General features: G+C 71.5%; 20 protein-coding genes. 17 read left to right on the forward strand and 3 right to left on the reverse strand.

The genetic code is table 11. The features are described from left to right. Window positions 1-11 precede the first annotated feature (11 nt). The 8 genes from DZA62_RS03600 to DZA62_RS03635 all read left to right on the forward strand — a co-directional run bounded on the left by DZA62_RS03600 (window position 12) and on the right by DZA62_RS03635 (window position 8,101). A complete protein-coding gene (locus tag DZA62_RS03600) occupies window positions 12-1,019 on the forward strand; it encodes a BMP family ABC transporter substrate-binding protein (RefSeq protein ID WP_157987447.1) in 1,008 nt (335 codons plus the stop codon). Continuing rightward, complete coding sequence (locus DZA62_RS03605; protein ID WP_116947359.1) at window positions 1,019-2,548, forward strand: ATP-binding cassette domain-containing protein; 1,530 nt, start codon at window positions 1,019-1,021, stop codon at window positions 2,546-2,548. Before DZA62_RS03600 ends, DZA62_RS03605 begins: the two co-directional genes overlap by 1 nt. Further along, window positions 2,545-3,648: an ABC transporter permease gene (locus DZA62_RS03610; protein ID WP_116947360.1), complete on the forward strand. Its 1,104-nt coding sequence runs from the start codon at window positions 2,545-2,547 to the stop codon at window positions 3,646-3,648. Before DZA62_RS03605 ends, DZA62_RS03610 begins: the two co-directional genes overlap by 4 nt. Next, window positions 3,648-4,586, forward strand: a complete 939-nt coding sequence (locus DZA62_RS03615; protein WP_116947361.1) for an ABC transporter permease — start codon at window positions 3,648-3,650, stop codon at window positions 4,584-4,586. The genes DZA62_RS03610 and DZA62_RS03615 overlap by 1 nt, the downstream gene beginning before the upstream one ends. 86 nt (window positions 4,587-4,672) lie before the next feature. Then, on the forward strand, window positions 4,673-5,944 hold the full coding sequence (locus tag DZA62_RS03620; RefSeq protein ID WP_116947362.1) for a metallophosphoesterase: 1,272 nt from the start codon (window positions 4,673-4,675) through the stop codon (window positions 5,942-5,944). Next, window positions 5,941-6,570 carry an HAD family hydrolase gene (locus DZA62_RS03625; RefSeq protein WP_116947363.1) on the forward strand — a complete coding sequence of 210 codons (630 nt, stop codon included), beginning with the start codon at window positions 5,941-5,943 and terminating at the stop codon, window positions 6,568-6,570. The genes DZA62_RS03620 and DZA62_RS03625 overlap by 4 nt, the downstream gene beginning before the upstream one ends. Before the next feature lie 26 nt (window positions 6,571-6,596). Next, window positions 6,597-7,280 (forward strand): MgtC/SapB family protein, encoded by a 684-nt coding sequence (locus DZA62_RS03630; RefSeq protein ID WP_232827237.1) that lies wholly within the window; start codon window positions 6,597-6,599, stop codon window positions 7,278-7,280. A 17-nt stretch (window positions 7,281-7,297) separates the two neighbouring features. Further along, window positions 7,298-8,101 carry a nucleoside phosphorylase gene (locus DZA62_RS03635; RefSeq protein ID WP_198663372.1) on the forward strand — a complete coding sequence of 268 codons (804 nt, stop codon included), beginning with the start codon at window positions 7,298-7,300 and terminating at the stop codon, window positions 8,099-8,101. Window positions 8,102-8,321: 220 nt separating this feature from the next. On the opposite strand, the gene DZA62_RS03640 is transcribed toward DZA62_RS03635, so the two are convergent. Genes DZA62_RS03640 through DZA62_RS03650 form a run of 3 tightly spaced genes read right to left on the reverse strand, consistent with a single transcriptional unit; the run spans window position 8,322 to window position 12,425 of the window. Continuing rightward, the gene (locus DZA62_RS03640) at window positions 8,322-9,014 is read right to left on the reverse strand and encodes a response regulator transcription factor (protein ID WP_116947365.1); all 693 of its coding nucleotides are present in this window, start codon (window positions 9,012-9,014) and stop codon (window positions 8,322-8,324) included. Further along, complete coding sequence (locus DZA62_RS03645; protein ID WP_116947366.1) at window positions 9,011-10,189, reverse strand: sensor histidine kinase; 1,179 nt, start codon at window positions 10,187-10,189, stop codon at window positions 9,011-9,013. Before DZA62_RS03645 ends, DZA62_RS03640 begins: the two co-directional genes overlap by 4 nt. A 43-nt stretch (window positions 10,190-10,232) precedes the next feature. Further along, complete coding sequence (locus DZA62_RS03650) at window positions 10,233-12,425, reverse strand: MMPL family transporter (protein ID WP_157987448.1); 2,193 nt, start codon at window positions 12,423-12,425, stop codon at window positions 10,233-10,235. A gap of 242 nt (window positions 12,426-12,667) precedes the next feature. Here DZA62_RS03650 and DZA62_RS03655 point away from each other — a divergent pair, with 242 nt between their 5' ends. The 9 genes from DZA62_RS03655 to DZA62_RS03695 all read left to right on the forward strand — a co-directional run bounded on the left by DZA62_RS03655 (window position 12,668) and on the right by DZA62_RS03695 (window position 22,288). Continuing rightward, a complete protein-coding gene (locus DZA62_RS03655) occupies window positions 12,668-13,702 on the forward strand; it encodes a LacI family DNA-binding transcriptional regulator (protein WP_116947368.1) in 1,035 nt (344 codons plus the stop codon). Beyond that, window positions 13,699-15,303 carry an FAD-dependent oxidoreductase gene (locus DZA62_RS03660; RefSeq protein ID WP_198663373.1) on the forward strand — a complete coding sequence of 535 codons (1,605 nt, stop codon included), beginning with the start codon at window positions 13,699-13,701 and terminating at the stop codon, window positions 15,301-15,303. The genes DZA62_RS03655 and DZA62_RS03660 overlap by 4 nt, the downstream gene beginning before the upstream one ends. Window positions 15,304-15,318: 15 nt before the next feature. Continuing rightward, window positions 15,319-16,605, forward strand: coding sequence for an ABC transporter substrate-binding protein (locus DZA62_RS03665; RefSeq protein ID WP_198663374.1), 1,287 nt, complete (start codon window positions 15,319-15,321; stop codon window positions 16,603-16,605). Window positions 16,606-16,676: 71 nt separating this feature from the next. Then, the gene (locus DZA62_RS03670) at window positions 16,677-17,555 is read left to right on the forward strand and encodes a carbohydrate ABC transporter permease (RefSeq protein ID WP_198663375.1); all 879 of its coding nucleotides are present in this window, start codon (window positions 16,677-16,679) and stop codon (window positions 17,553-17,555) included. After that, complete coding sequence (locus tag DZA62_RS03675; protein ID WP_116947370.1) at window positions 17,545-18,399, forward strand: carbohydrate ABC transporter permease; 855 nt, start codon at window positions 17,545-17,547, stop codon at window positions 18,397-18,399. Before DZA62_RS03670 ends, DZA62_RS03675 begins: the two co-directional genes overlap by 11 nt. A 31-nt stretch (window positions 18,400-18,430) precedes the next feature. Next, the gene (locus DZA62_RS03680; protein WP_198663376.1) at window positions 18,431-20,767 is read left to right on the forward strand and encodes a hypothetical protein; all 2,337 of its coding nucleotides are present in this window, start codon (window positions 18,431-18,433) and stop codon (window positions 20,765-20,767) included. Between the two features lie 42 nt (window positions 20,768-20,809). Next, window positions 20,810-21,661: a hypothetical protein gene (locus tag DZA62_RS03685; protein ID WP_157987449.1), complete on the forward strand. Its 852-nt coding sequence runs from the start codon at window positions 20,810-20,812 to the stop codon at window positions 21,659-21,661. A 68-nt stretch (window positions 21,662-21,729) separates the two neighbouring features. After that, window positions 21,730-22,041, forward strand: coding sequence for a helix-turn-helix domain-containing protein (locus DZA62_RS37480; RefSeq protein WP_116947569.1), 312 nt, complete (start codon window positions 21,730-21,732; stop codon window positions 22,039-22,041). Then, window positions 21,950-22,288, forward strand: a complete 339-nt coding sequence (locus DZA62_RS03695) for a HipA N-terminal domain-containing protein (protein WP_157987450.1) — start codon at window positions 21,950-21,952, stop codon at window positions 22,286-22,288. The genes DZA62_RS37480 and DZA62_RS03695 overlap by 92 nt, the downstream gene beginning before the upstream one ends. Window positions 22,289-22,366 lie beyond the last annotated feature (78 nt).

The following is a 22,366-nucleotide window of genomic DNA, read 5'->3' on the forward strand; positions in this document are numbered from 1 at the left end:
TGGAGGAGACCATGAACACGACTCGCACCCGCGCTGCCGTGGCAGCCGGCCTGCTGGCCGCGACGTCCGGGCTGCTGTCCTGCTCGGCGGAGGACGCCACGAGCTCGTCGGCGGAATCGTGCGGCTTCGCCTTCGTCATGCAGGACCCGATGACCGGCAGCACCGCCGAGCAGACCATCAAACGCGGGCTCGACCGCGCGGCCGACGAGCTGGGCGTCGAGGTCGACATCACCGACGGCACCGGCCTCGCCGGAGTCGCCGACAATCTCCGGGCGGCGGCGGCCAAGGGATGCTACGACGCCATCGGCGTCCCCTTCTTCGCCAACGGCGACGCTGTCACCCAGGTCGCGGCCGAGTACCCCGACCAGGCCTTCTACATCGCCGGCGGCATCGCCAGCGGCCCGAACGTCACGTCGTTCAACGCGGCGAACGAGGAAGGCACCTATGTCGCCGGAGCGATGGCGGCCGCCATGACGGAGTCGGGGACCATCGGCGTCATCATCGGCGACGAGTCGCCCACCCTGCTCCGCTACAGCGACGGCTTCGCGGCGGGCGCGGCGAGCGTCGACCCGTCGGTCGAGGTCATCACCACCGCGGTCGGGTCGTTCACCGACCCGGCGAAGGCCGGCTCCATCGCGACCAGCCAGGCCTCGGCGGGTGCCGACGTCATCTACAGTGCCGCCGGCTCGAACCTGCAGGTCTACGCACTCGGCGAGGAGAAGGGCTACCGCACGGTCGCCTCGGACCTCACGGACTGGGCGACGGTCAAGGACACCCTGCCCGCGCTGGCCTTCATCGCCGCGCCGACCGAGGACAACCTCAACTTCGCCATCGTCTCCGCGTACGTCGACGGCTCGGTTCCGGGTGGCGAGACGCGCGAGCTGGGGCTGCAGGACGACATCTTCGAGATCCCCTACGTGACCGGCCCGGCCAGCGACGACTTCGAGCTTCAGGCGGAGGTGATCGAGGCGGGCACGACCGCCTACGACCACATCCTCTCCGGCGGCTCGGCCGGCTGATGACGTCGCACTCCGCGGATCCGCCCGTCCACGTCAGCGCCGTCGGCCTGGCCAAGTCGTTCGGCCCGGTGCGAGCACTCCGGCGGGCCGACCTGACGGTGACCGCCGGCCGCATCTCGGCGCTGGTCGGCGAGAACGGCGCCGGGAAGAGCACGCTCATGCAGCTGATCTCCGGCGACCTCAGCCCGGACTCCGGTGCGCTGGACGTCAGCACCCGGGTCGGCCTGGTGCGCCAGCAGCTGTCCACCGTCGACGAGCTCTCACTGCTGGAGAACATCGTGTTCGGGGCCGAGAGCGCGGCCGGCACCGGTTCGTTGCCGCGCCGGCTGGTCGGCGGCATCAACTGGAGATCTCATCGAGAGGGCGTCCGTGACCTGATGGCCCGGACCGGTCTCGTCGTGCCTCTGGCCAAGCCCGCGGCCGAGGTCCCGGTCGGCGTCCGCCAACGCGTCGACATCCTCTCCGCCCTCTACCGAGGAGCGCGCTGTCTGCTGCTCGACGAGCCCACCACCTACCTCACGCCGCGCGAGGTCGACAACCTGTTCGAGGTCATGCGCGACCTCGCCGCCGGGGGTATGAGCGTCGTCTTCATCAGCCACCGGCTGCGCGAGGTGGTGCAGCACTGCGACGAGGTCAACGTCCTGCGCAGGGGCGAGAGCGTCCTCCACCTCCCGGCGGCCCCGTTCGAGCTCGGGCAGATCGGCCGGGCCATGACCGGCGGCGAGGACGCGGCCGGTGACGTCGCGGACCCGGTCGGCGCCGCCCGCCCGGCCGCGGGCGCCGCGGGCGCGCCGATCCTCGATGTCGGCGGGCGCCTGTGGGTGCGGTCCGGCGAGATCGTCGGCATCGCCGGGGTCTCCGGCAACGGTCAGAACGAACTCCTCGACACCATCGCCGGTCTCGAGCGCGATGCGCTCCACCTGCCGCTGACGATCGACGGGCGCGACGTGTCGAGGTCGTCGACGCGCTCCCGGCGGGCCGCCGGCCTGCGCTTCATCCCGGAGAGCGTCAAGGAGTCGGGCTCGGCTCCCACCGCCAGCATCACGGACAACGTCATCTCCGCCGTCCCGCCGCCCTCGGTGCGTGGCCGCTTCGGCCTGCTGCGCCGGGCCACCGCGGACCACCTCGCCCAGTCGCTGGTGGAACGCGCCCGGGTGGTGGCGAGCAGCACGCGGCAGCCCGCGAGCGAGCTCAGTGGCGGGAACCTCCAGCGGGTGGCGGTGGCACGTGAGCTCGGCGACGGCGCGCGCGTCCTCCTGGCGCACGAGCCGACCCGGGGAGTCGACTTCGCCGGTGTCGCCCTCATCCATGCACAGCTCCGGGAGTTCACCGGCCGCGGCGGCGCCGTTCTCCTGGTCACCTCCGACGTGGACGAGCTGCTCGCGCTCAGCGACCGGGTGCACGTCATCGACCGCGGCCGGCTCAGCCGCAGCTACGAGCGCGCCCAGCTGACCCTGGGGCGTCTCGGCGAACTCCTCGGCGGCCTCGGTCACGATGCCGCGGCGGCCCGGCCTCAGGAGGGCCCATGATCGACGCACGACGAGTACTGACGATCGTCCTGGTCGCGGTGCTCGGCCTGGCGGTCGTCGCCGTCCTGCTCGCCGCGCTGCAGGGCGTCGACCAGGTCGCGCCCGGCTTCGCCTCGTTCTTCGCCGGAATCGGCGGGACCGACACCGCCCTGGCCTCGACCGCCCGGACCATGACCCCGATCCTGCTGATCGCGGTGTCGGCCAGTGTCTCGATCCGGGCCGGGCTGTTCGACGTCGGCCAGGTGGGCCAGTACGTGATCGGTGGCCTCGCGGCGGCCACCGCGGGCACGGTGCTGCCCGGCCCGGGCGTCGTGGTCGCCATCGGGTCGCTGCTCATCGGCGCCCTGGCCGGCGGGATCTGGGCCAGCGCGATCGGCGGGCTGGCCGTGGCCACTCGCGTCCAACTGGTCGTCCTCACCCTGATCGCCAACTACTTCGCGGACGGTCTCGCCCGCTTCATCACCCGCACGACCCTGCAGGATCCGGACGCGCACAGCATCGTCGCGACGCGGATGATTCCGCAGGACGCGTGGCTCCCGGTGCTCATCCCGCGGACGTCGCTGCACCTCGGCTTCGTCATCGCCATCGCCGTCACGGTCGTCGTCTGGGCGGTCGTCCGCTACACGGTCGCGGGGCATCGCCTCACGATGTACGGCCGGAACCCGAGGTTCGCGACGCTCGCCGGCGTCGACTCGCGTCGCTACCCGTTGACGGTGCTGCTCGGCAGCGGATCGATCACCGGCCTCGCCGGCGCCATCGAGGTCTTCGGCGTGTACCACCGCTTCCAGGACGGGACGCTCGGCGGGCCGAGCTCCGTCGCGTGGACCGGCCTCACCGCGGCCATCCTCATCCCCAGCGGCCTGCTGATCATGCTTCCCGCCGCGTTCTTCCTCGCCGCTCTCACCACCGGCCTCGCAGGTGTCCAGCGCGACATCGGGATCACGGCGGGCATGGGCACCCTCGTCCAGGGTGTGCTGATCGTCATCGCCGCCGTCGCGCTGAGCCGGCAGACACCGCGCGCACGGACCGCCGGCAGACCCGCGCCCGCACCACCTCCGGCACGCGAACCGGCCATGAGCGCCGTCAAGGAGGAATCCTGATGGGCTTCTGGTTCAGTGCGGACCTCTGGCAGCTCACCCTGCAGGCCACGGCCGCGCTGCTGTTCGTCTCCTTCGGCGTGTACCTGCCGATGCGTGCGGGGGTGCTGGTGCTCGGCGCCGAGGGCGCGATGCTCTTCGGATGTTTCGGCGCGATCGCGGCCCAGGTCCTGACCGACGGTGGCGCGCTGGCCGGGCTGCTCGGCGCGGTCGCCGCCTCCACCTGTGCCAGCGCGCTCTTCGCCGCCGTCGCGATCAGCGGCCGCGTCAACCCGATCGTGACCGGCATCGCGCTGAACTTCATCGCGGTGGGCGGCACCTCGGTGCTGACCGCCGTGCTGTTCGCGGGTGAGGGAACCATCGTCACCCCCTCGCTGGAGCCGCTGCCGCGGATCGAGCTGCCGATCGTCGAGTCGGTGCCGTGGCTCGGTGACGTGGTGAGCGGGCAGACCATCGTGCTCTATGCCGCCGTGCTCACCACGCCCCTGCTCGCGCTGTGGCTGAACCGCACTCGCGGCGGGTTGACGACACGCGTGGTCGGCAGCGCGCCGGCCGTCGCCGTCGCCGCCGGGCGGTCGCCGGCGCGCACGCAGTGGATCGCCCTGGTCGTCGGCGGCGTGTTCATCGGGCTCGGCGGCGCCCAGCTGGCCCTCGCCTCGGCGGCGCAGTTCTCCCCGGGCATGACCAACGCCCGGGGATTCATCGCTCTGGCGCTCGTCCTGATCGCCGCCCAGCGGCCCTGGCTGCTCCTGCCGCTGGCCATCACGTTCGCCTACTTCGACACGCTCGGCTTCAACCTCCAGAACATCGGCCTGCCGACGGAACTGTCCGGGGTCCTGCCGTACGTCGCCATCATCGCGATGCTGGCCGTCCCCAGCATCGCTCGCCGGTTCCGCCCGGACGCCGCGGCCGAGGCCGGCGGAAGCCGGGTGGTGCCGTGACGGCGCGTTCGTCGCTGCCTCCTCGCCGGCCCGATACCAGGGTTCGTCTGATCGCCTCCAACGACCTGCTGTGCACGGTCGCGCCGATGCCGACCAGCCACGGGCGAGCCGGCACCGTCGACGGCATCGTCGACGTCCTCGACCAGGAGAGCCGTCGCGGCCCCGTCCTCTGGCTGGATGCGGGTGACTTCACCGGCGGCCCGCTCTGGTCCCTGACCGGACGGCGGGACTGGGCGCTGGTCGCCGACCTGCCGATCGGTGCCGCCGCAGCCGGCAACCACGAGTTCGACGAAGGGATCGAAGCGGCCCAGGCAGGTGCGGACGCCGTCTCGTTCCCGCTGTTGTGCGCCGACGCCGACGCCGGCCTGCCGTCGACCCGCCTGATCGGCACGGCTGCCGGCATCGTCGGCGTGATCGGCCTGACCCACCCGCAGGTGCATCGTCTTGCCCCCGGTCCGACGCCGGCCGGCGACCCGGCCGGCATCGTGCGCGGCCACGCACAGCAGTTGCGGGAGGCCGGCGCGGACTGGATCGTCGTGTTGCAGCACGACGGAGTGCGGTGGTGGCCGGACACCTCGCGGCCGTCGCGCGCGGGCGTGCGCAGCGACCGGTGGATCGGCGACATCCGGGGCTGGAGCTCCAGTGCCGACGCCGTCCTCGGTGGACACACGCTCGGCCGCTGGGCCGGCCGGCACGGGACCACCGTCGTCGGCCACGCGCACCCGTTCGCGGCCTCGCTCCTCGTCGTCGACCTCACCACGTCGGGAGCGACGCCGGCCGGATTCGTCGCCGTTCCGCCCTCCGCACCTGGTTCGGCGCCCCGGCGCACGGCCGCCGAACGGCTGGCCGCGGCGTCCGCCGAACGCATCGGCACCAACCCGACGGCGTTGACCAGCGTGCCCGGTGCCGGCGGGTACCTACCGTCGGTCGTCGCCGACGCCTTCCGGTCCACGGACCGCGCGGACTCCGCATTCGTGCCACCGCACGCGTTCTTCACCCAGGCGCCCGTGGACGGCGCGAGCGCGGCCCTCGCCGCAGGGGCCGTCAGCGAGCTCGACGTCCACCGCCTGTTCCCGTTCCCCGACGACGCGGTGGCCGTCGTCGGCATCGAGGCCGGAGACCTGGGCCGGTTGAGACAGGCCCACGACCGGCGGACCGATCCGCGGGCGTCAGACAACGACCACCTGTGGTGGAACTGGAGCCGTACGCCGGCCGGAGTCAGCAACCTGAAGGAGAACCCACACACCGTGGCCATGCTCGAACACGTACGCCCCTTGGCCGAGACCTGGCTCGGACGTCAGCTGACGGTCGAGGACCGATTCAGCGCCCGGGACGCGATCAGGGGGTTCTTCCGATGATCGCGCCGCCGCGACCGCCGGCAGCCGTGGCCGTCGACTGGAACGGAACCATGGTCGACGATGCGGAGCGGGCCTGGCGAGCCACCCGCACCGCGCTCGCCGCGGTCCAGCAGGAAGCCCTGGCACCCGCGACGGCGGACGCCTTCCGGGCCGCCTTCGAACTGCCGATGGACGCGTACTTCGCCGCACTCGGCGTCCCTGCCGACGTCACCGGCCGATGCGTCGACGCATGGAACGTGGCCATGGCCGAGTCGACCACCACCCTCGCCCCCGGCGCCCTGCAACTGCTCAGTACCGCCGACGCCCTCGGTGTGCCCGTGGTGGTCGTCAGCGGCGCCGATGAACGGGTGGTCCACGGCGACTGCACGGCCCTCGGGCTGACGGACCTGATCAGCGAGGTCCACGGCAACGTCCATCCGAAGCGGAGGATCCTGCGTCGCTACCGTTCGAACGGGCCGCTGGTGTACGTCGGCGACACCCGGTACGACGTCGCGGAAGGTCTCACGGCCGGCGCCTGGACCGTCGCGGTCGACTTCGGCTACGGCAGCCGGTCCGATCTCGCCGATGCCCACACGATCGTGAGCGACCTGCGCGATGTCGCACGGCTGCTCAGCGGTGTTCCTTGATCGGCATCCGCGGTGAGGTGCTGTGGGTGTCGAGCACCGTCCAGGACGAGCTGATCCTGCTCGGTCTGGCTTTCGTCCTGTGCGGAGCGATCGGCGTCGAGCGGCAGCTGTCGCAGAAGAGCGCCGGCGTGCGTACCCACCTGCTCGTCGGCATGGGGTCCGCCGGATTCACCCTCATCTCCGCGTACGGGTTCGCCGGAGTCGACGCGACGACGGCGATCATCGACCCGTCACGCATCGCCGCCCAGATCGTCTCCGGCATCGGGTTCCTCGGCGCCGGGGTGATCTTCATGCGCCGCGACGTCGTGCGCGGCCTGACCACGGCGGCCACCATCTGGCTGACGGCGGCGGTCGGCATGGCGTGCGGTGCCGGGCTGGTCGTGCTGGCCGCGTCGCTGACCGTCCTGCACATCGCGGCGGTCACCGTCGTCGCGCCGCTCACCCACCGCCTCCGCGGCGCCGCCGATCGCGCCACCCTCACCGTCCGCTACCTCGACGGGCGGGGCGTGCTGCGCGGCATCCTGACGGTCGCCGCCGACATGGGATACCAGACCACCATCCGGTCGACCGAACAGATCCGGCCCGACGGGCGGCCGGAGGTCATCGCCCGGATGCAGTTCCGGGGACGACCGCCGCTGCAGCTGCTGATGGCGGAGCTCTCCGAGGTCGCCGGAGTCGAACGCGTCGCGGTGGCCCACGAAACGGAATGAACGACAGGAGAGGACGCATGACCCAATATCACCTGAAGCTCCGAGAAGGCGACGTCGCGCCGTACGTGCTGCTGCCGGGCGACCCCGGACGAGTGCCGGTCATCGCGGCGACGTGGGACACCGCCGAGAGGATGGCCGGCAACCGCGAGTACGTCACCTACACCGGCACGTACAAGGGTGCGCCGATCAGCTGCACGTCGACGGGCATCGGCGCCCCGTCGACCTCGATCGCGATGGAGGAGCTCGCGCGCTGCGGCGCCAGGACGTTCCTCCGCGTGGGCACCTGCGGCACGTTCCAGGACGATGTCGCGAACGGAGACATGGCGATCTTCGACGCCGCGATGCGCCTCGACGGAGCGTCGCGCGCCTATGCTCCCGTCGAGTACCCGGCGGTCGCGCACCACGAGGTCGTCCAGGCGGCGATCACCGCGGCCCAGCGCCTCGGCCTTCCGCACCACGTGGGCATCACGAGGAGTGCCGACACCTTCTACGCCAGCCATCCGCGCCCGGGGTCCTCGTTCAACGACTTCCACCAGAGCTGGTGGGCCGGTCAGTTCGACGACCTCCGCCAGCTCAACGTCCTGGCCGGCGAGATGGAGGCCAGCATCGTCCTCGTCCTTGCCCGCGCGTGGCGGCTTCGCGCCGGCGGCCTCGCCGTGGTCATGGACAACATCCGCAACGTGCCCGGGGAGTCCGCGGTGTTCGACCCGCAGACGCAGCTCGATCATGGGCAGGACCACATCGAGCGGCTCGCTCGGCTCGCGAACGAGACCGTGTTCGCGCTGTTCGAGCACGATGCGCGGACCCGGCCGGCTGGCTAGCCCGCGTTCCGGAGCCGTCCGGGGCGATCAGGTCCGGACGGCCGTCGGAGTGGCCGAACCCGGCAGATCGACGGCGACCACCCGCCCGGCTGCCGCGACGCGGTTCCAGATGTGCCGGAAGGCCCAGGGGCTCCGACGGTCCTCGCCCTGCTCGCCGCCCCGCCCGCCCAGCACGGAGCCGAACCCTCGCGCGCCTGACCGGACGTTCCCGGTGCGGCGGCTACTCGCGCCCCGGGCGAGGCGACGGTGCGGCGAGTGGCACCAGGCCGTTCTGGTAGGCGATCACGACGAGCTGGGCGCGGTCCCGGGCGTGCAGCTTGGTCATGGCGCGCTGCACGTGGGTGCGCACGGTGAGCACGCTGAGCTGGAGCTCGCGCGCGATCGCGTCGTTCGACCTGCCGTCCGCCGCCATCTTCATGACCTCGAGCTCGCGGTTGGTGAGGTCGCGGAGACCCGGTGCGGCGGCCGCGGGGCGCGGTGGTGGGGTGGCGAGGAACCGGGCGATGAGCGCTCTGGTCGCGCCGGGCGACAACAGGCTCTCGCCGGCGGCGACGGTTCGGATGGCCTCGAGGAGGGTGTCGGTGCTGACGTACTTGCCCAGGAATCCGCTGGCGCCGCCCCGGAGTGCGCGGGCGACGTGCTCCTCGTTCTCGAAGGTGGTGAGGATCAGCACCCGGGTGCCGGCCAGTTCGGGGTCGGCGCAGATGGTCTCGGTCGCGGTGAGCCCGTCGGTTCCGGGCATCCGCACGTCCATCACGATGACGTCGGGACGGTGAGTGCGGGCGAGGTCGACGGCCTGGGCCCCGTCGGCGGCCTCGGCGACGACCTCGAGGTCGTCGCAGGAGTCGATCAGCATGCGGAAGGTGCCGCGCAGCAGTGCCTGGTCGTCGGCGAGGAGCACGCGGATCGTCATGGCGTCACCCCGGCGCCGGGCAGCGGGAGGGTGGTCGTGACCTCGAAACGAGCGTCGTCGTCATCGCTGACGCGCAGGTCGCCCCCGACCGCGTGCGCACGCTCCCGCATGCCGATGATCCCGTAGCCCCGCCCGGCCGCGGTGCCCACACGGTGGTCGTTGGCCACGGTGATAGTGAGGCCGGAGCGTGCGTAGCGCAGGACCAGCGAGGCGTGCGCGGAGGCGGCGTGCTTGGTGGCATTGGTCAGCGCCTCCTGGATGATGCGGTAGGCGGTGAGGTCGACCCCGGGCGGCAGGTCGCGGCGCTCGCCCTCGACCCGCAGCCGCACCGTCAGGCCGGCGGAGGAGCAGGCCTCCAGCAGGCCGGGAAGCTGGTCCAGCCCCGGCGCGGGTTCGAGCGTCTCGGCCTCGGGCCCGGCCTGACGCAGCACACCGACGGTGTCGCGCAGTTCGATCATCGCCGCCGAGGTGGTGGACCGGAGGTCGGAGAGGATCTGCTTGGTGAGGCCCGGATCGGTCTCGAGCAGGTGCGCGGCGGTACCGGCCTGCGCGTTCGCCACGGCCATGTGGTGCGCCACGATGTCGTGCAGGTCGCGGGCGATGCGCATGCGTTCCTCCGCCACACGGAGCCGGGCCTCCTCCTCGCGGGTCCGCTCGGCGTGCTCGGCGCGTGCGCGGACGGCCTCGAGCCAGGCGTGCCGGAGCCGGGTGCGGCTCCCCAGCGCCATGGGGAGCAACAGCCACAACGCGGGCCCCAACGCGCGCAGCGCGATCATCTCGTCGAAGTCGTCGACTCCGACGGCGGCGGCGACGACGAGGGCGGTCGCGATGCCGCCGTGGATCCACGTCGTCCGGGACGTGGACGTGGCGGCCAGCCAGTACAGCGCGACCATCAGCGGGGCCAGCAGGAGCGGGGTGAGCAGGTAGCCGAGAGCGCCGAGGACGACGGCGCACAGGGTGGTGACCACGACCGCGATCCGTGGCTGCCCACGCGCCTTCAGCAGGCTCAGGCAGGCCAGCCCGGCCACCACCCCGCCGACCCAGAGGTCGTGCGACGGGCCGTCGCCGGGGCCGACGACGCTCACCCCGAGCGCGGCGCCGAGCAGCAGCGCGAGCACGATGACCACGTCGGTCAGCCGCGGACGCCGCTCGACGTACTCGTCCAGGTCGACCATCGGCTCGTTCCCCTCGTCCTGCCGGCCACCGCTCCGGCCTCGATCATCTCCTGAGCAGGGCGGCACTGTCAGCGTCTGCCCGATCGTCGCGGTGCAGGCTCGCGCCCTCGACGTCGACGCGCGGCAGGATCCGGTCCAGCCGGCCCGGCAGCCACCAGGCGCGCCCGCCCAGCAGCGCGAGGACGGCCGGGACGATGGCCAGCCGCACCACGAACGCGTCGAGGAAGACCGCCGCGGCGAGGCCGAAGCCGAGCATCTTGATGAACGGATCGACCTCGACGACGAATCCGGCGAACACGGCCATCATGATCAACGCGGCCGCGACGACGACGCGGGAGCTCTGCCGCATCCCGGTGACGATCGCCGCGCGCGGCTCCTCGCCGCGGACGTACGCCTCCCTCATGCGCGAGACCAGGAAGACCTCGTAGTCCATGGCCAGCCCGAACACGACCCCGATCACGAAGATCGGCACCGCGCTCATGATCGGGCCGGTCTGCTCGACGCCCAGCAGGCCCGCGGCGAATCCCTCCTGGAAGACGAGGACGACGGCGCCCAGCGCGGCCAGCACGGAGAGCAGGAAGCCCAGGGCCGCCTTGACCGGGATCAGGACCGACCGGAACACCACCAGGAGCAGGAGCACGGCCAGCCCGACCACGGTGGCGAGATACGGCACCAGCGCGCCCTGGATCTTCGCGGACAGGTCGATGTCGATCGCCGTGGTCCCGGTGACCGTGAACGTGGCATCCGTACCCTCGGTGACCTCCGGCCGCCCGTCGCGCAGTGCGTTCACCAGATCCGTGGTCGCGGCGTCGGTGGGGCCGGTGGCGGGGACGGCGTCGAAGAACGCCGTGTCTCCGGCCTCGTTGAACTGCGGCGGCGAGACCGAGACCACCCCGTCCGTCGCGGCCACCCGGCCCGCGATCGACGCGACGGCGCCCTGCGGGTCGGCCGCGTCCCTGGCGTCGACGACGATCATCAGCGGGCCGTTGAAGCCCGGCCCGAACGCGTCGGCGAGCTGGTCGTACGCACGGCGCTCGGTGGCCGAGGTCGGCTTCGCCTCGTCCCCCGGCATCCCCAGCCGCAACCCGGTCGCCGGGATGGCCAGCGCGCCGAGCAGCACCACACCCAGGGCCAGGACCGCCACGGGGCGGCGGAGCACGAACCCGGCCCACCTGGGTGCGCCGCCGGACTGCGGAACAGCCGCGTCGGGATCGGCGCGGCGCGCGGAGCGGGACAGCACCTTGTCGGGGACGAACCCGATGACCGCAGGCACCAGCGTGAGCGCCACCAGGACCGCCACCACCACCGCCGCGACCGCGGCCAGCCCCATCTTGGTCAGCATCGGCATACCGACGACGGTCAGCCCGGCGAGCGCGATGACCACCGTCAGGCCCGCGAACGCCACGGCGGAGCCGGCCGTGCCCACCGCCAGCCCGACGGCCTCGATCGCGGGCCGTCCGCGGCCCCGTTCCTCGCGGTAGCGCGCGACCACGAACAGGGCGTAGTCGATCCCGACGGCCAGACCCAGCATGAGCGCCAGTGTGGTGGTCGTCGTCGACAGGCCGAGCGCGTCGCTGAGCGCGAGCAGCGACAGCAGACTGACCGCGACCCCCAGCAGTGCGGTCAGCAGCGGCAGACCGGCGGCCACCAGTGACCCCAAGGTGACCAGCAGGATCACCGCCGCCAGCGAGATGGCGATCAGCTCGGCGACGCCGCCCGGGCCGCCGGACTCCAACGCGTCGCCGCCGGCCTCGACGGTCAGCCCGGCCGCCCTGGCGACGTCGGCGGCGGCCCCGATCTCGTCCTTGCTGTCGGCCGTCACCCCGCTCGCGGGCACCGTGTACAGCACGCTCGCGTGCGCCGTCGACCCGTCGGTGCTGACCGCGTCGGACTCGAACGGGTCGGCCACCATGGCCACCTGGTCGCCACCGGAGAGCTGCCGGACCGCCGAATCGATGCCCGACCGGAACGGCTCCGCGGTGACGTCCTCGCCGTCCGGGGCCACGAACACCACCGTCGCGCCGCCGGCCTCCGCCGCCAGGCCCGGGAACCGTTCCCGCATCAGCTCGAAGGTCTGCTGCGACTCGGTGCCCGGCATCGAGAAGTCGTCGTCGGGGACGGAGGGTGCGGTCACCGCCGCGAAGACCGCGCCGGCCAGGACCAGCAGCCAGGCCAGGACCACCGGACCCCGGCGCCGGAACGCGAATCGGCCGAGTCGAGCCAGAATCATTGCCACGAGACGTCTCCATCTGAAGTGCGTGAAGACAGCACCGTCCCAGTGACGACCGGCCCGTGTCGTCGTGCAGGTCACGGCAGTTCGGTACGTGATTCGCACCATCGGCCGACGCCCGCACTCATGCGACAGCAGTAGTCCGTGCGTCGGTTCCCCGAGTCTTGCCGCGCCGCCGCGGCGCGTGCTACCGTCTCGCTCCAGATCGATAATCCGTATTATCACTGTATTAACGAGGCAGGCGGGACATGGGCCGCAAGGTCACTCAGCGCGAGATCGCCCGGATCGCCGGGGTCAGCCAGGCGACGGTGTCGTTGGTCCTCAACGACCGCGACTTCTCCAACGTCCGGATCCCGGAGGCCACTCGCGAGCGGGTCCGGCGGGCGATCGAGCAGACGGCGTATGTCGCCGATCCTGCCGCGCGCCGGCTGGCGGGCCTGGACAACAAGATCATCGGGGTCTTCACCTACGAACCCGCGCTGTCGCACGAGAGCATGGACTTCTACGGGCCGCTGCTCAACGGCCTCGAGCAGGGCGCCGAGCGGCTCGGGTGCGATCTGCTCTTCTTCACCTCGTCGCCCGTCGTCGACGGCAAGCGCCGCATGTTCGACAAACGGACCCGGCTGCGCCTCGCTGACGGGTGCATCCTGCTCGGGCAGGAGATGGACGGCGACGAGCTGCGCAAACTCGTCGACGAGGGCGTCCCGTTCGTGGCAGTCGGTCGCAGGGACGAGCCCGACGTTCCGTACGTGGGGATCGACTACCGCACGCTGGTCGCCGAGCTCGTCGACAGTGTCGCGGAGTTGGGTCACCGGGGCGCCGCCTACGTGCACCTCGGCCGGACCAGTCCGTCGTCCGTCGACCGCCTGGCCGGGATCGAGCAGGCGCGGAGCCGGTCGGCGATGCCGGTCACGCTGATCGACGTCTCACAGCAGCCGTTGCCGGCCGTCGCCGAGACGATCGCGGCGAGTGGCCTGACCGCGGTCGTCGCGCAGGACTCCTTCGTCGCCGAGGCGCTGGCGCATGAGCTCGGCGAACGGGGCGTGTCCGTCCCGCGGGAGATCTCGCTGGCCGTCGCCGGTGAGGTCGAAGGGCACGCCGTCGCCGGCCACCGGCTCTCGGGTTGTCATCTGCCCCGGATCGAGATCGCCGGAGAGGCGCTCGCCGTGCTGCAGCAGCTGATCGGCGGCGCGGAACCGCCGTCGGACGTCGACACGCGGGTGCTGCTCAGCGGGTCGGTCGTGCCGGGCGAGACGCTGGTGCGCCCGGAGGCCGTGCGATGACGGCGCTGACGACCGACGTCGTCGTCGTGGGCGGCGGGCTCGGTGGCGTCGCCGCCGTGCTGGCGTCGTTGCGCCGGGGACTGCGGGTGGTGCTGTCCGATCCCCACCCGTGGCTGGGCGGGCAGCTCACCGCGCAGGCGGTGCCGCCGGACGAGCACGCGTGGGTCGAGCAGTTCGGCGTGACCGCGAGCTACCGAGCGCTGCGCACCGGCATCCGGGACTACTACCGGGCGCACTATCCGCTCACCGAGGCGGCTCGGCGCGATCCTCACCTCAACCCCGGGCTCGGCCGGGTGAGCCGGCTGTGCCACGAACCGCGGGTGGCGGTCGCCGTGATCGAACAGCTGCTGGCGCCGTACCGTTCGACCGGCCGCCTGGTCGTCCTGCAGCCCTATGCCCCGGTGGCGGCGGACGTCGCCGGCGACACCGTCAGGTCCGTCACGCTGGCCGCCCTGGACGGTGGCGAGGAGGTGGTGGTCGAGGGCCGCTTCGTCCTCGACGCGACCGAGACCGGCGACCTGCTGCCGCTGACCGGAACCGCGTACGTGGTCGGCGCGGAGTCCCGCGCGCAGACCGGGGAACCCAGCGCCCCCGAGTTCGCGGACCCCGAGAACGTGCAGTCGGTCTCCTGGTGCTTCGTCTTCGACCACGTCGACGGCGACCACACGATCGAGCGCCCGGACGACTACGACTACTGGCGGTCGGTCGAACCGGAGTTCTGGGGTGCGCCGCTGTTGTCGTTCACCGCCCCCAACCCGCGCACCCTGCAGCCCGAGACGAGGACGTTCCAGGTCAACCCGGCTGTCGACGAGGCGTGGATCAGCAACGATCCACGTTCCGACGCCGGCAGCATGGACCTCTGGGAGTTCCGGCGCATCGCCGCCCGCAAGACCTTCGTGCCCGGCGCATACGAGAGCGACATCGTGCTGGCGAACTGGCCGATGCTCGACTACCTGGACGGGTCGATCATCGACACCGACAAGGCGGACCTGCATCTGGACCGCGCCAAGCGCCTGTCCCGGGCCTACGTGTACTGGCTGCAGACCGAGGCCCCGCGCCCCGACGGCGGCAGGGGCTGGCCCGGGCTGCGGCTGCGAGGCGACGTCACCGGCACGGACGACGGGTTCGCCCAGGCGCCGTACATCCGTGAGTCGCGGCGCATTCGAGCCCGCACGACGGTGGTCGAGCAGGACGTGTCCGTCGCGGTGCGCGGCCACGGACGTCCCGCCACGTTCCCGGACTCCGTCGGCGTCGGGATGTACCGCATCGACCTGCATCCGTCGACCGGCGGCGACAACTACATCGACGTCGAGTGCGCGCCGTTCGAGATCCCACTCGGCGCGCTGATCCCGCAGCGGACGGCCAACCTGCTCGCCGCGGCGAAGAACATCGGGACGACACACATCACGAACGGCGCCTACCGGCTCCACCCCGTGGAGTGGAACGTCGGCGAGTCGGCCGGTGAACTGGCCGCCTTCTGCCTGGGGGAGTCGTTGCTGCCCCGGGACGTGCACGAGGACGACGCCCTCGTCCGCCGCTTCCAGGCCCGCCTCGCCGAAGCGGGCATCGAGATCCACTGGCCCGAGATCGTCGGGTACTGAGCAGAGGAGAAGTGCATGATGAGCGCAACGAGGCGCGCCGGCACGGCCGTGGCCGCCGCACTGATCGCCACGTTGACCGCCTGTGGAGGGTCGTCGACGTCGCAGCAGCCGACCGAGGAGCAGACGTCCGCCGCCCCGGGCAGCGTCGACCTGCGGATGACGGTGTGGACCTCCAACGAGGAGCAGCTCGCCCTGTTCCAGTCGATCGCCGACGACTACCGGGCCGACCATCCGGAGATCGGGAGCATCACCTTCGAGAGCCTGCCGTTCGAGGACTACAACAGCACCCTGACCACGCAGATCGCCGGTGGCAACGCCCCCGACCTGGCCTGGATGGGTGACCTGTCGAAGGACCTGATCCAGTCGTCCGCGCTGGTCCCGCTCACGGAGACGCTCGAGGCCACCGAGGGCTGGGACTACGGCGACCTGGTGGGCAGCGTCACCGCGGAGTTCAGCCAGGACGGCGAGCTGTACGCCTACCCGTTCTCGAACTCGCCGTTCGCCCTCTACGTCAACACCGACCTGCTGGCGCAGGCCGGCCAGACGCTCGACCCGGCCGCCCTCACCTGGGAGCAGGTCAACCAGGTCGGCGCCGCGGTGAACGCCGCCACCGGCAAGGCCGGCTTCGTGGTGCGCGACTTCGACTACTCCGCCTGGAACATGCTGGGCACGGTCTGGCCGGGCTGGGGTGCGGCCGCCTGGAACGAGGACGGCACCGAGTGCACGTTCGACAGCGACGAGATGGTGCAGGCCTTCGAGTTCCTGCACACCGCGGCCTTCGTCGACGGCTCGATGCCCGGACCGGGGACGACGGTCGACTTCTTCGCCGGCGACTCCGCGTTCACGGTCGCGCAGGTGTCGCGCGCGGCGCTGCTCGACGGGTCGTTCGGCTACGAGGTGTACCCGCTGCCCAGCGGCCCCGCGGGTGACTACTCGGTCATCGGCCAGGCCGGCGTCGGGGTGCTCACGTCCAGCGACCACGTGCAGGAGGCCACCGACTTCCTGGCGTTCATGACCAATCCCGAGAACGCCCGGCTGCTGGCCCAGTTCTTCCCGCCGCCGCGGGAGTCGCTGCTGACCGGCGAGCAGCTCGCGGAGGTCAACACGAAGCTCACCGCCGAGCAGCTGCAGGCCGTGGTGGTCGATCAGCTCCCGGGTGCGGTCACGCTGCCGAACCACACCAACCCGGCCGAGATCGCCCAGAAGGGCAAGGCGGCGCTGGACGCCCTGTGGACCCAGGACGCCGACGTGGCGGCGGTCCTGTCGGAGGTCTGCACCGCGATCGAACCCCTGCTGAGATGAGCACGACGGCGATCTCCGCTCGTGACACGCCGCCCGGCGCCCCACCGGCGCGCCGGGGGCGCGGGACCACGATGAGCAGCCGCCGCCGTGACGCGCTCGCGGGCTATCTGTTCATCGCGCCGCAGGTCGTCGGCGTGGTCGTGTTCGTGCTCGTGCCCGTCGGCCTGGCGATCTACTACAGCCTGAACGACTGGAACATCTTCACCGGCGAGATGACGTTCAACGGCGGCGCCCACTACTCGGAGCTGGCCGCCGATCCACAGCTGCCGCGGGTTCTGGGCTCCACCGCCGTGTTCGCCGGAGGGGTGGTGGTGCTCAACCTGACGCTGGGCCTGCTGCTGGCCGTGCTCCTGAACCGCAGGCTGCCCGGCGTGACCGTGTTCCGCACGATCTTCTTCTCGCCGGTGGTCGTCTCGGTCGTCGCATGGACGCTGGTCTGGGGCTTCCTGTTGCAGGACAACGGGGGCGTCAACGGGCTGCTGGAGGTCGTCGGCATCGACGGGCCGAACTGGCTCGTGCAGGGCCCGACCGCCATGGGCGGTGTGGTGTTCACGCAGGTGATCCGCAGTGTCGGCATCAACATGGTGCTCTTCCTGGCAGCGCTCCAAGGTGTTCCCGGCCAGCTCTACGAGGCGGCGCGCATCGACGGAGCGAGCAGCTGGACCATCTTCGTCCGCATCACGCTGCCGCTCATCTCACCGACACTGCTGCTCACCGGCATCATCACGATCGTCGGAGCGCTGCAGGCCTTCGCGCAGATCGCCGTTCTCACCCAGGGCGGACCCGGCATCTCCACCACCGTCCTGGTCTATTACGTCTTCCAGACGGCATTCGAGTTCAACGACATCGGGTACGGGTCGGCGCTGGCCCTGGTGCTGTTGTCGTTCGTCCTGATCCTGACGATGGTGCAGTGGCAGCTCCGCCGGAAATGGGTCTTCCATGAGAGCTGACACCGCCACCGTGGCTCGCCGCGGCCGGACCGTCGGCTGGTGGCTGGTCCTCGCGGTGCTCTGCGTGCCGTTCGCCGTGCCGACGATCTGGATGATCGCGTCGTCGTTCAAACCGCTGAGCGAGATCTTCGCGTCACCGCCGACGTTCTTCGCCGCGAATCCGACGTGGGCCGCCTACTCCGAGGTGTTCACGTTCCAGCCGTTCGCCCGGCAGTACTTCAACAGCGTGTACATCGCGATCGTCGTCACGCTGCTCGTGATGCTGGTGTCGAGCCTGGCCGGCTACGCGTTCGCGCGGATCTCGTTCCCGGGCCGCAACCTGCTGTTCCTCGTCGTGCTGGTCGGGTTGCTGGTGCCGAGCGAGACGACGATCGTGCCGCTGTTCCAGATGTTCAAGTCCGTCGGCATGATCAACACGCACTGGCCGCTGATCCTCGTGACGGCGTTCGCCGCGCCCTGCGTGCTGGCGACGTTCATCATGCGCCAGTTCTTCATCTCGCTGCCGATCGAACTGGAGGAGGCGGCCCGGCTGGACGGGTTGGGGCGGGTCGCCACGTGGTGGCGGATCTGCCTGCCGCTGGCCAAGCCGGCGCTGTCGGCGGTCGCGATCCTCACGTTCATGTCGTCCTGGAACCTCTACCTCGAACCGACGGTCTACCTCACCACCCCTGAGCTGTTCACGCTGCCGCAGGCGCTGACCCGGTTCACCGACGCGTACGGCGGCAACATGTGGAACGTCCAGCTGGCCGCGGCGACGTTGACCGTCGTGCCGGTGCTGATCGTCTTCCTGCTGGCCCAGCGGCACTTCGTCGAAGGGCTGGCCCACTCGGGCCTGAAGGGCTGAGCCGAAACCCCACTCGAAGGGCGGATCAACGATGATCGAGCAGACTTCCCGGATGCCGTCGCGGCGGCAGGTGCTGCGCGCCGGATTCGCCGCCGGCGTCCTGACGCTGCTGCCGCCGAGCCCGGTCCGGGCCTCGGCCGCCGGCGGTGTCGTCACCATCAGCGCCGACGGGATCAGCGTCACCGGCAGCCCCGGCGGCCAGATCGCCGTCCGCGACGGCGGCGGGACCCTGCGGATGCACGGCTCGAAGTTCCAGACCAAGGACACGGTCACGGGCATCCAGACGTCGGTCGGCGGCACACCGAGCCTGGTCACGCTCGACGACGGCACGCAGGCGCTGCGGATGGACTACGTCATGCCCGCCGCGGCCGGGGCGATCACGGTGTACGGCCTCTTCACGGTGACGACCCGGCGGGTGCACTTGCAGTGGCACGTGTCCGGCTCGGCCACGCTGATTCCCGACGGATTCCTGTTCAGCCGGGCGATCGACGGCCCGGTGGAGCCCGACAGGTTCGTCCCGCTCAGCCAGTGGACCCGCGACGCCGGCGGCGGTGTGCCGTACGAGTCGTCCGTGGGCGTCGCCTACGCCTCGACCTGGGACACCACACACGGACTGCTCATCCTCGAACGGTCGCGGACGTCGTGGACCTCGTCGACCTGGGTGCACGCGCCCGGGGTCGTGGTCGACGCGACGAGCGCCACCACCCAGGCCGAGCTGATCCTCAGCGACCTGCGGCCGACCGCCGCGGCGGCCGTCGGCCAGGGCCGCGAGCTGGCCGTCGAGCTGTGGACGGACCAGCCGTTCGGGCTGTGGGACGGCCCCGGCGCGACCATGGCCGTCAACGTGCAGGTGGCCAACGGCGGCCCGGACGACCGCACCGTCGACCTCGTGTGGTGGGCTCGCGACTTCGACGGCGCGGTGCTGGCCTCGCGGACGGTGAGCGTCACCGTCCCGGCGCAGCGGACCCGCGATCACGTCTTCACCCTGACGGCTCCGGCCCACGGGAGCGTCGTCACCGAGGTCGCGGCCGTCGGCGGTGGCGACGAGGCGTTCGCGCGCACCACCCTCACCGTCCTGCCGGACTTCGAGTACCAGGCCGGTGAGGAGAGCATGTTCGGGATCGCCAACTACCCGTGGCTGCAGGTCCCGTCCGCCACCGCCCTGCTGGACCTGTGGCAGCGCGTCGGCATCAAGTGGGTCCGCATCGCCTATGACGGCGGGCCCGGTCTGCCGCCGGCCGAGTTCGACCGGCGCGGCATCCTGCACAACGTCGAGCTGCAGCCGTCGCTCGAGGCCACCGCGGAGCAGGCCCGCGCCTGGGCCGTCGCGAACACGCAGATCGCCATCGACGCAGGGGCGCGCTACTTCGAGGTCGGTAACGAGCTGAACCGGCCGTGGAACACCGGTGTGACCGCCGAGCAGTACATCGAGAAGGCGCTGCGGCCCGTGCACGACGAGGTCCGGGCCCGCGCCGCCGACCTCAAGCTGCTCAACTGCGGTCTCGCCGGCATGGACCGGCCGTGGCTGGAGCGGTTCCACCAGGCCGGCGGCTGGGACCTCATCGACGGCGTCGCGTTCCACCCCGGCCGCGGCAACTTCACCGCCGACTACGTCCCCGGCGGCGACGGCGGCGGCTGGGACCCGGGCGCGACCGGCGCCTACTGGAACTACCTCGGTGGCCTGCGCCAGCTCAAGGAGCTGATCGCGCAGTACGGTCCCAAGGAGATCTGGATGACCGAGGCCTACGCCTGCACCCGTCCCAACGCCTGGTGGAACGACTCCTACCGCCACGCCGCCGAGAACGTGCTCCTGTCGCTCGCCCTGGCCAAGGCCGAAGGCGTCCGCTGCGTGAACTGGTACCAGTTCCACGACAGCCGGCTCGGCAGCCCCCAGGTCGCGGACCCGTCCGATGTCGAGTACCACTTCGGCCTCACGAACCGCGACACCAGCGCGAAGCCGTCGCTGCTGGCGTACGCCACCGCTGCCCGGCACCTGGACCAGGCGCGGTTCGTCCGCTGGCTCGACTTCCCGGACGGGACCACCAAGGGCCTGCTGTTCGACGTGCCGGGCGCGGGCCAGGCGGCGATCCTGTGGAACCGGTCCGACGGGTATGTCCTCAACACCGACGGCGCGCGCACCGACTGGCGGTATCCGGCGCGCGAGGTCTGGGTCGACACCTGGCCGACGAAGGTCGAGCTGACCTTCCCCACCAGGGCGGACACGGTGCGGCAGGTCGACTGCATCGGGCAGGAGACGATCCTGTCGCCGAACCGGGGGTCGGTGACCGTCACCCTCGACGGCGCGCCGCGCCTGTTCTACGGCCTCGACCACGACCGGCGGTTGCGGCCGAGCCGGCCGCGGCGGTAGGACGATCCTGGTGTGCAGCTCGAACCGGCCGGGAGGAGATCGGTGGCTGAACCGCTGACGGGTGACGGTGCGGCCCACGATCGCCGTCCGGCCTTCTCCACGACCGATCGGCGCGGGCGCATGACCTGGCCCGCCGCCGAGCCCAGGCCGGGAGTCGTCGTGTGGACGTTCCTCTGCGTCGTGTTCTGGGGTGTCGTGGCCGGGGCGCTGTTCGCGCGGCTGTTCGGCGCGCGGCTGCCGGCCGTGCTCGAGGACGCCTCCGTGACCTGGTGGGTCGTCGGCGGGATCGTCACCGGGTACCTCGCGCTGTGGGCGGCGGTCACGCTGTACGGGCGGGCCAAGGGCCGGTTCGGGCAGTCGCGGGCCGGCTCCCTGCTGACGCAGAGCGCGGTCGCCGGCGGCATCGCCGCCGGCACGTCGTCGGTGGTGGTCTTCGCCGTCGAAGCCGATGAGCGGACCGCGCGGGAGGTGCTGACCAACTCGAACATCGTCACGTCGGCGCCGGCCCAGCTGATGCTCGCCGTCGCGCTCACCTTCGGCCTGTGGTGGCTGTTCGCCACCACCCGGCTGCCGTCCGCGCTCCGTCACGCCGCCCGCCGCCGGACCGCGCTGGACGACCTGCGCCGTCATGGCGTCGATCATGCCGGCACGCTGCGGGAGGTGACGTTCTCGAACAGCTGGATTCACGACCAGCCCGAGTTCACCGTCGTCATCGGCTTCGACTCCCGGGAGGTCGAGGCCTACATGCTGACGACCTCGGAGCGGGTCCCGGTGGTCGGCAGCCGGGTGATCGTCCGCACCGGACGCTCCCACGTGACGCTCGTCGACCTCGATCCCGCCGTCGAGCCGGTCTTCGAGGCCGACACCCGGCCCTTCGAGGCGCCGATGGGCTGACCGATCAGCCAGAGTGCCGCCGTACGGCGGCAAGCAGGAATGTAGCCGTACGGCGACAGAAGAGGGCGATGCTGACGGTCCGGGAGGCTGCGGCCGCTGTACGCGAGCTGCGCGGAGAGCAGGGCTGGAGCCAGTCCGAGTTGGCGGCTCGCGCCGGTGTCTCGCGCTCCTTCGTTGCGGATTTCGAGGCGGGTGAGCCCACGGTCGAAGCATCGAAGCTGTTCGACGTCTTCCAGGCACTCGGCTTCGAGATGGCTTTCGGAGCCTCCAAACGGGGGACGTGCGCTGGTGACGGGACGGTACCTCGACGTCCATCTCGACGGGCGCCTGTGCGGCAGGCTCACGCAGTCCACCAGCGGGAACGTGACGTTCGAGTATGACAGTGCCTACCGCGCATCTGACGATGCGACGCCACTGTCACTCTCGATGCCGCTCACAGCAGCGGTCCATAGGAAGCGCGCGGTCATGCCCTACCTGCAAGGGCTGCTCCCGGGCAGTGAAGAGGCGCTGAGGTCGATCGCACGCCGCTACTCGGTCTCGGCCAACATCCCGTTCGCGCTGCTCGAGCACGTCGGCATCGATGCCGCCGGCGCGATCCAGCTGGTGCCTCCAAGCGCGACGGCATGAGACGCAGTCCTCGAGCGCCACCACGTGCGCCGGGTCGGCGACGATGAGGCGGCGACCATGCTGAGCCGGGTCGTGTCC

The sequence above is a fragment of the Jiangella endophytica genome, assembly GCF_003427025.1.
In the GTDB taxonomy this organism is placed as follows: Bacteria; Actinomycetota; Actinomycetes; order Jiangellales; family Jiangellaceae; genus Jiangella; species Jiangella endophytica.

Coding starts and splice junctions, on each gene's coding strand:
- DZA62_RS37480 (WP_116947569.1), top strand. CDS start 21,730: ATGCTGACGGTCCGGGAGGCTGCGGCCGCTGTACGCGAGCTGCGCGGA.
- DZA62_RS03665 (WP_198663374.1), top strand. CDS start 15,319: ATGATGAGCGCAACGAGGCGCGCCGGCACGGCCGTGGCCGCCGCACTG.
- DZA62_RS03645 (WP_116947366.1), bottom strand. CDS start 10,189: ATGGTCGACCTGGACGAGTACGTCGAGCGGCGTCCGCGGCTGACCGAC.
- DZA62_RS03670 (WP_198663375.1), top strand. CDS start 16,677: ATGAGCAGCCGCCGCCGTGACGCGCTCGCGGGCTATCTGTTCATCGCG.
- DZA62_RS03600 (WP_157987447.1), top strand. CDS start 12: ATGAACACGACTCGCACCCGCGCTGCCGTGGCAGCCGGCCTGCTGGCC.
- DZA62_RS03635 (WP_198663372.1), top strand. CDS start 7,298: ATGACCCAATATCACCTGAAGCTCCGAGAAGGCGACGTCGCGCCGTAC.
- DZA62_RS03610 (WP_116947360.1), top strand. CDS start 2,545: ATGATCGACGCACGACGAGTACTGACGATCGTCCTGGTCGCGGTGCTC.
- DZA62_RS03605 (WP_116947359.1), top strand. CDS start 1,019: ATGACGTCGCACTCCGCGGATCCGCCCGTCCACGTCAGCGCCGTCGGC.
- DZA62_RS03640 (WP_116947365.1), bottom strand. CDS start 9,014: ATGACGATCCGCGTGCTCCTCGCCGACGACCAGGCACTGCTGCGCGGC.
- DZA62_RS03615 (WP_116947361.1), top strand. CDS start 3,648: ATGGGCTTCTGGTTCAGTGCGGACCTCTGGCAGCTCACCCTGCAGGCC.
- DZA62_RS03680 (WP_198663376.1), top strand. CDS start 18,431: ATGATCGAGCAGACTTCCCGGATGCCGTCGCGGCGGCAGGTGCTGCGC.
- DZA62_RS03675 (WP_116947370.1), top strand. CDS start 17,545: ATGAGAGCTGACACCGCCACCGTGGCTCGCCGCGGCCGGACCGTCGGC.
- DZA62_RS03620 (WP_116947362.1), top strand. CDS start 4,673: ATGCCGACCAGCCACGGGCGAGCCGGCACCGTCGACGGCATCGTCGAC.
- DZA62_RS03660 (WP_198663373.1), top strand. CDS start 13,699: ATGACGGCGCTGACGACCGACGTCGTCGTCGTGGGCGGCGGGCTCGGT.
- DZA62_RS03655 (WP_116947368.1), top strand. CDS start 12,668: ATGGGCCGCAAGGTCACTCAGCGCGAGATCGCCCGGATCGCCGGGGTC.
- DZA62_RS03625 (WP_116947363.1), top strand. CDS start 5,941: ATGATCGCGCCGCCGCGACCGCCGGCAGCCGTGGCCGTCGACTGGAAC.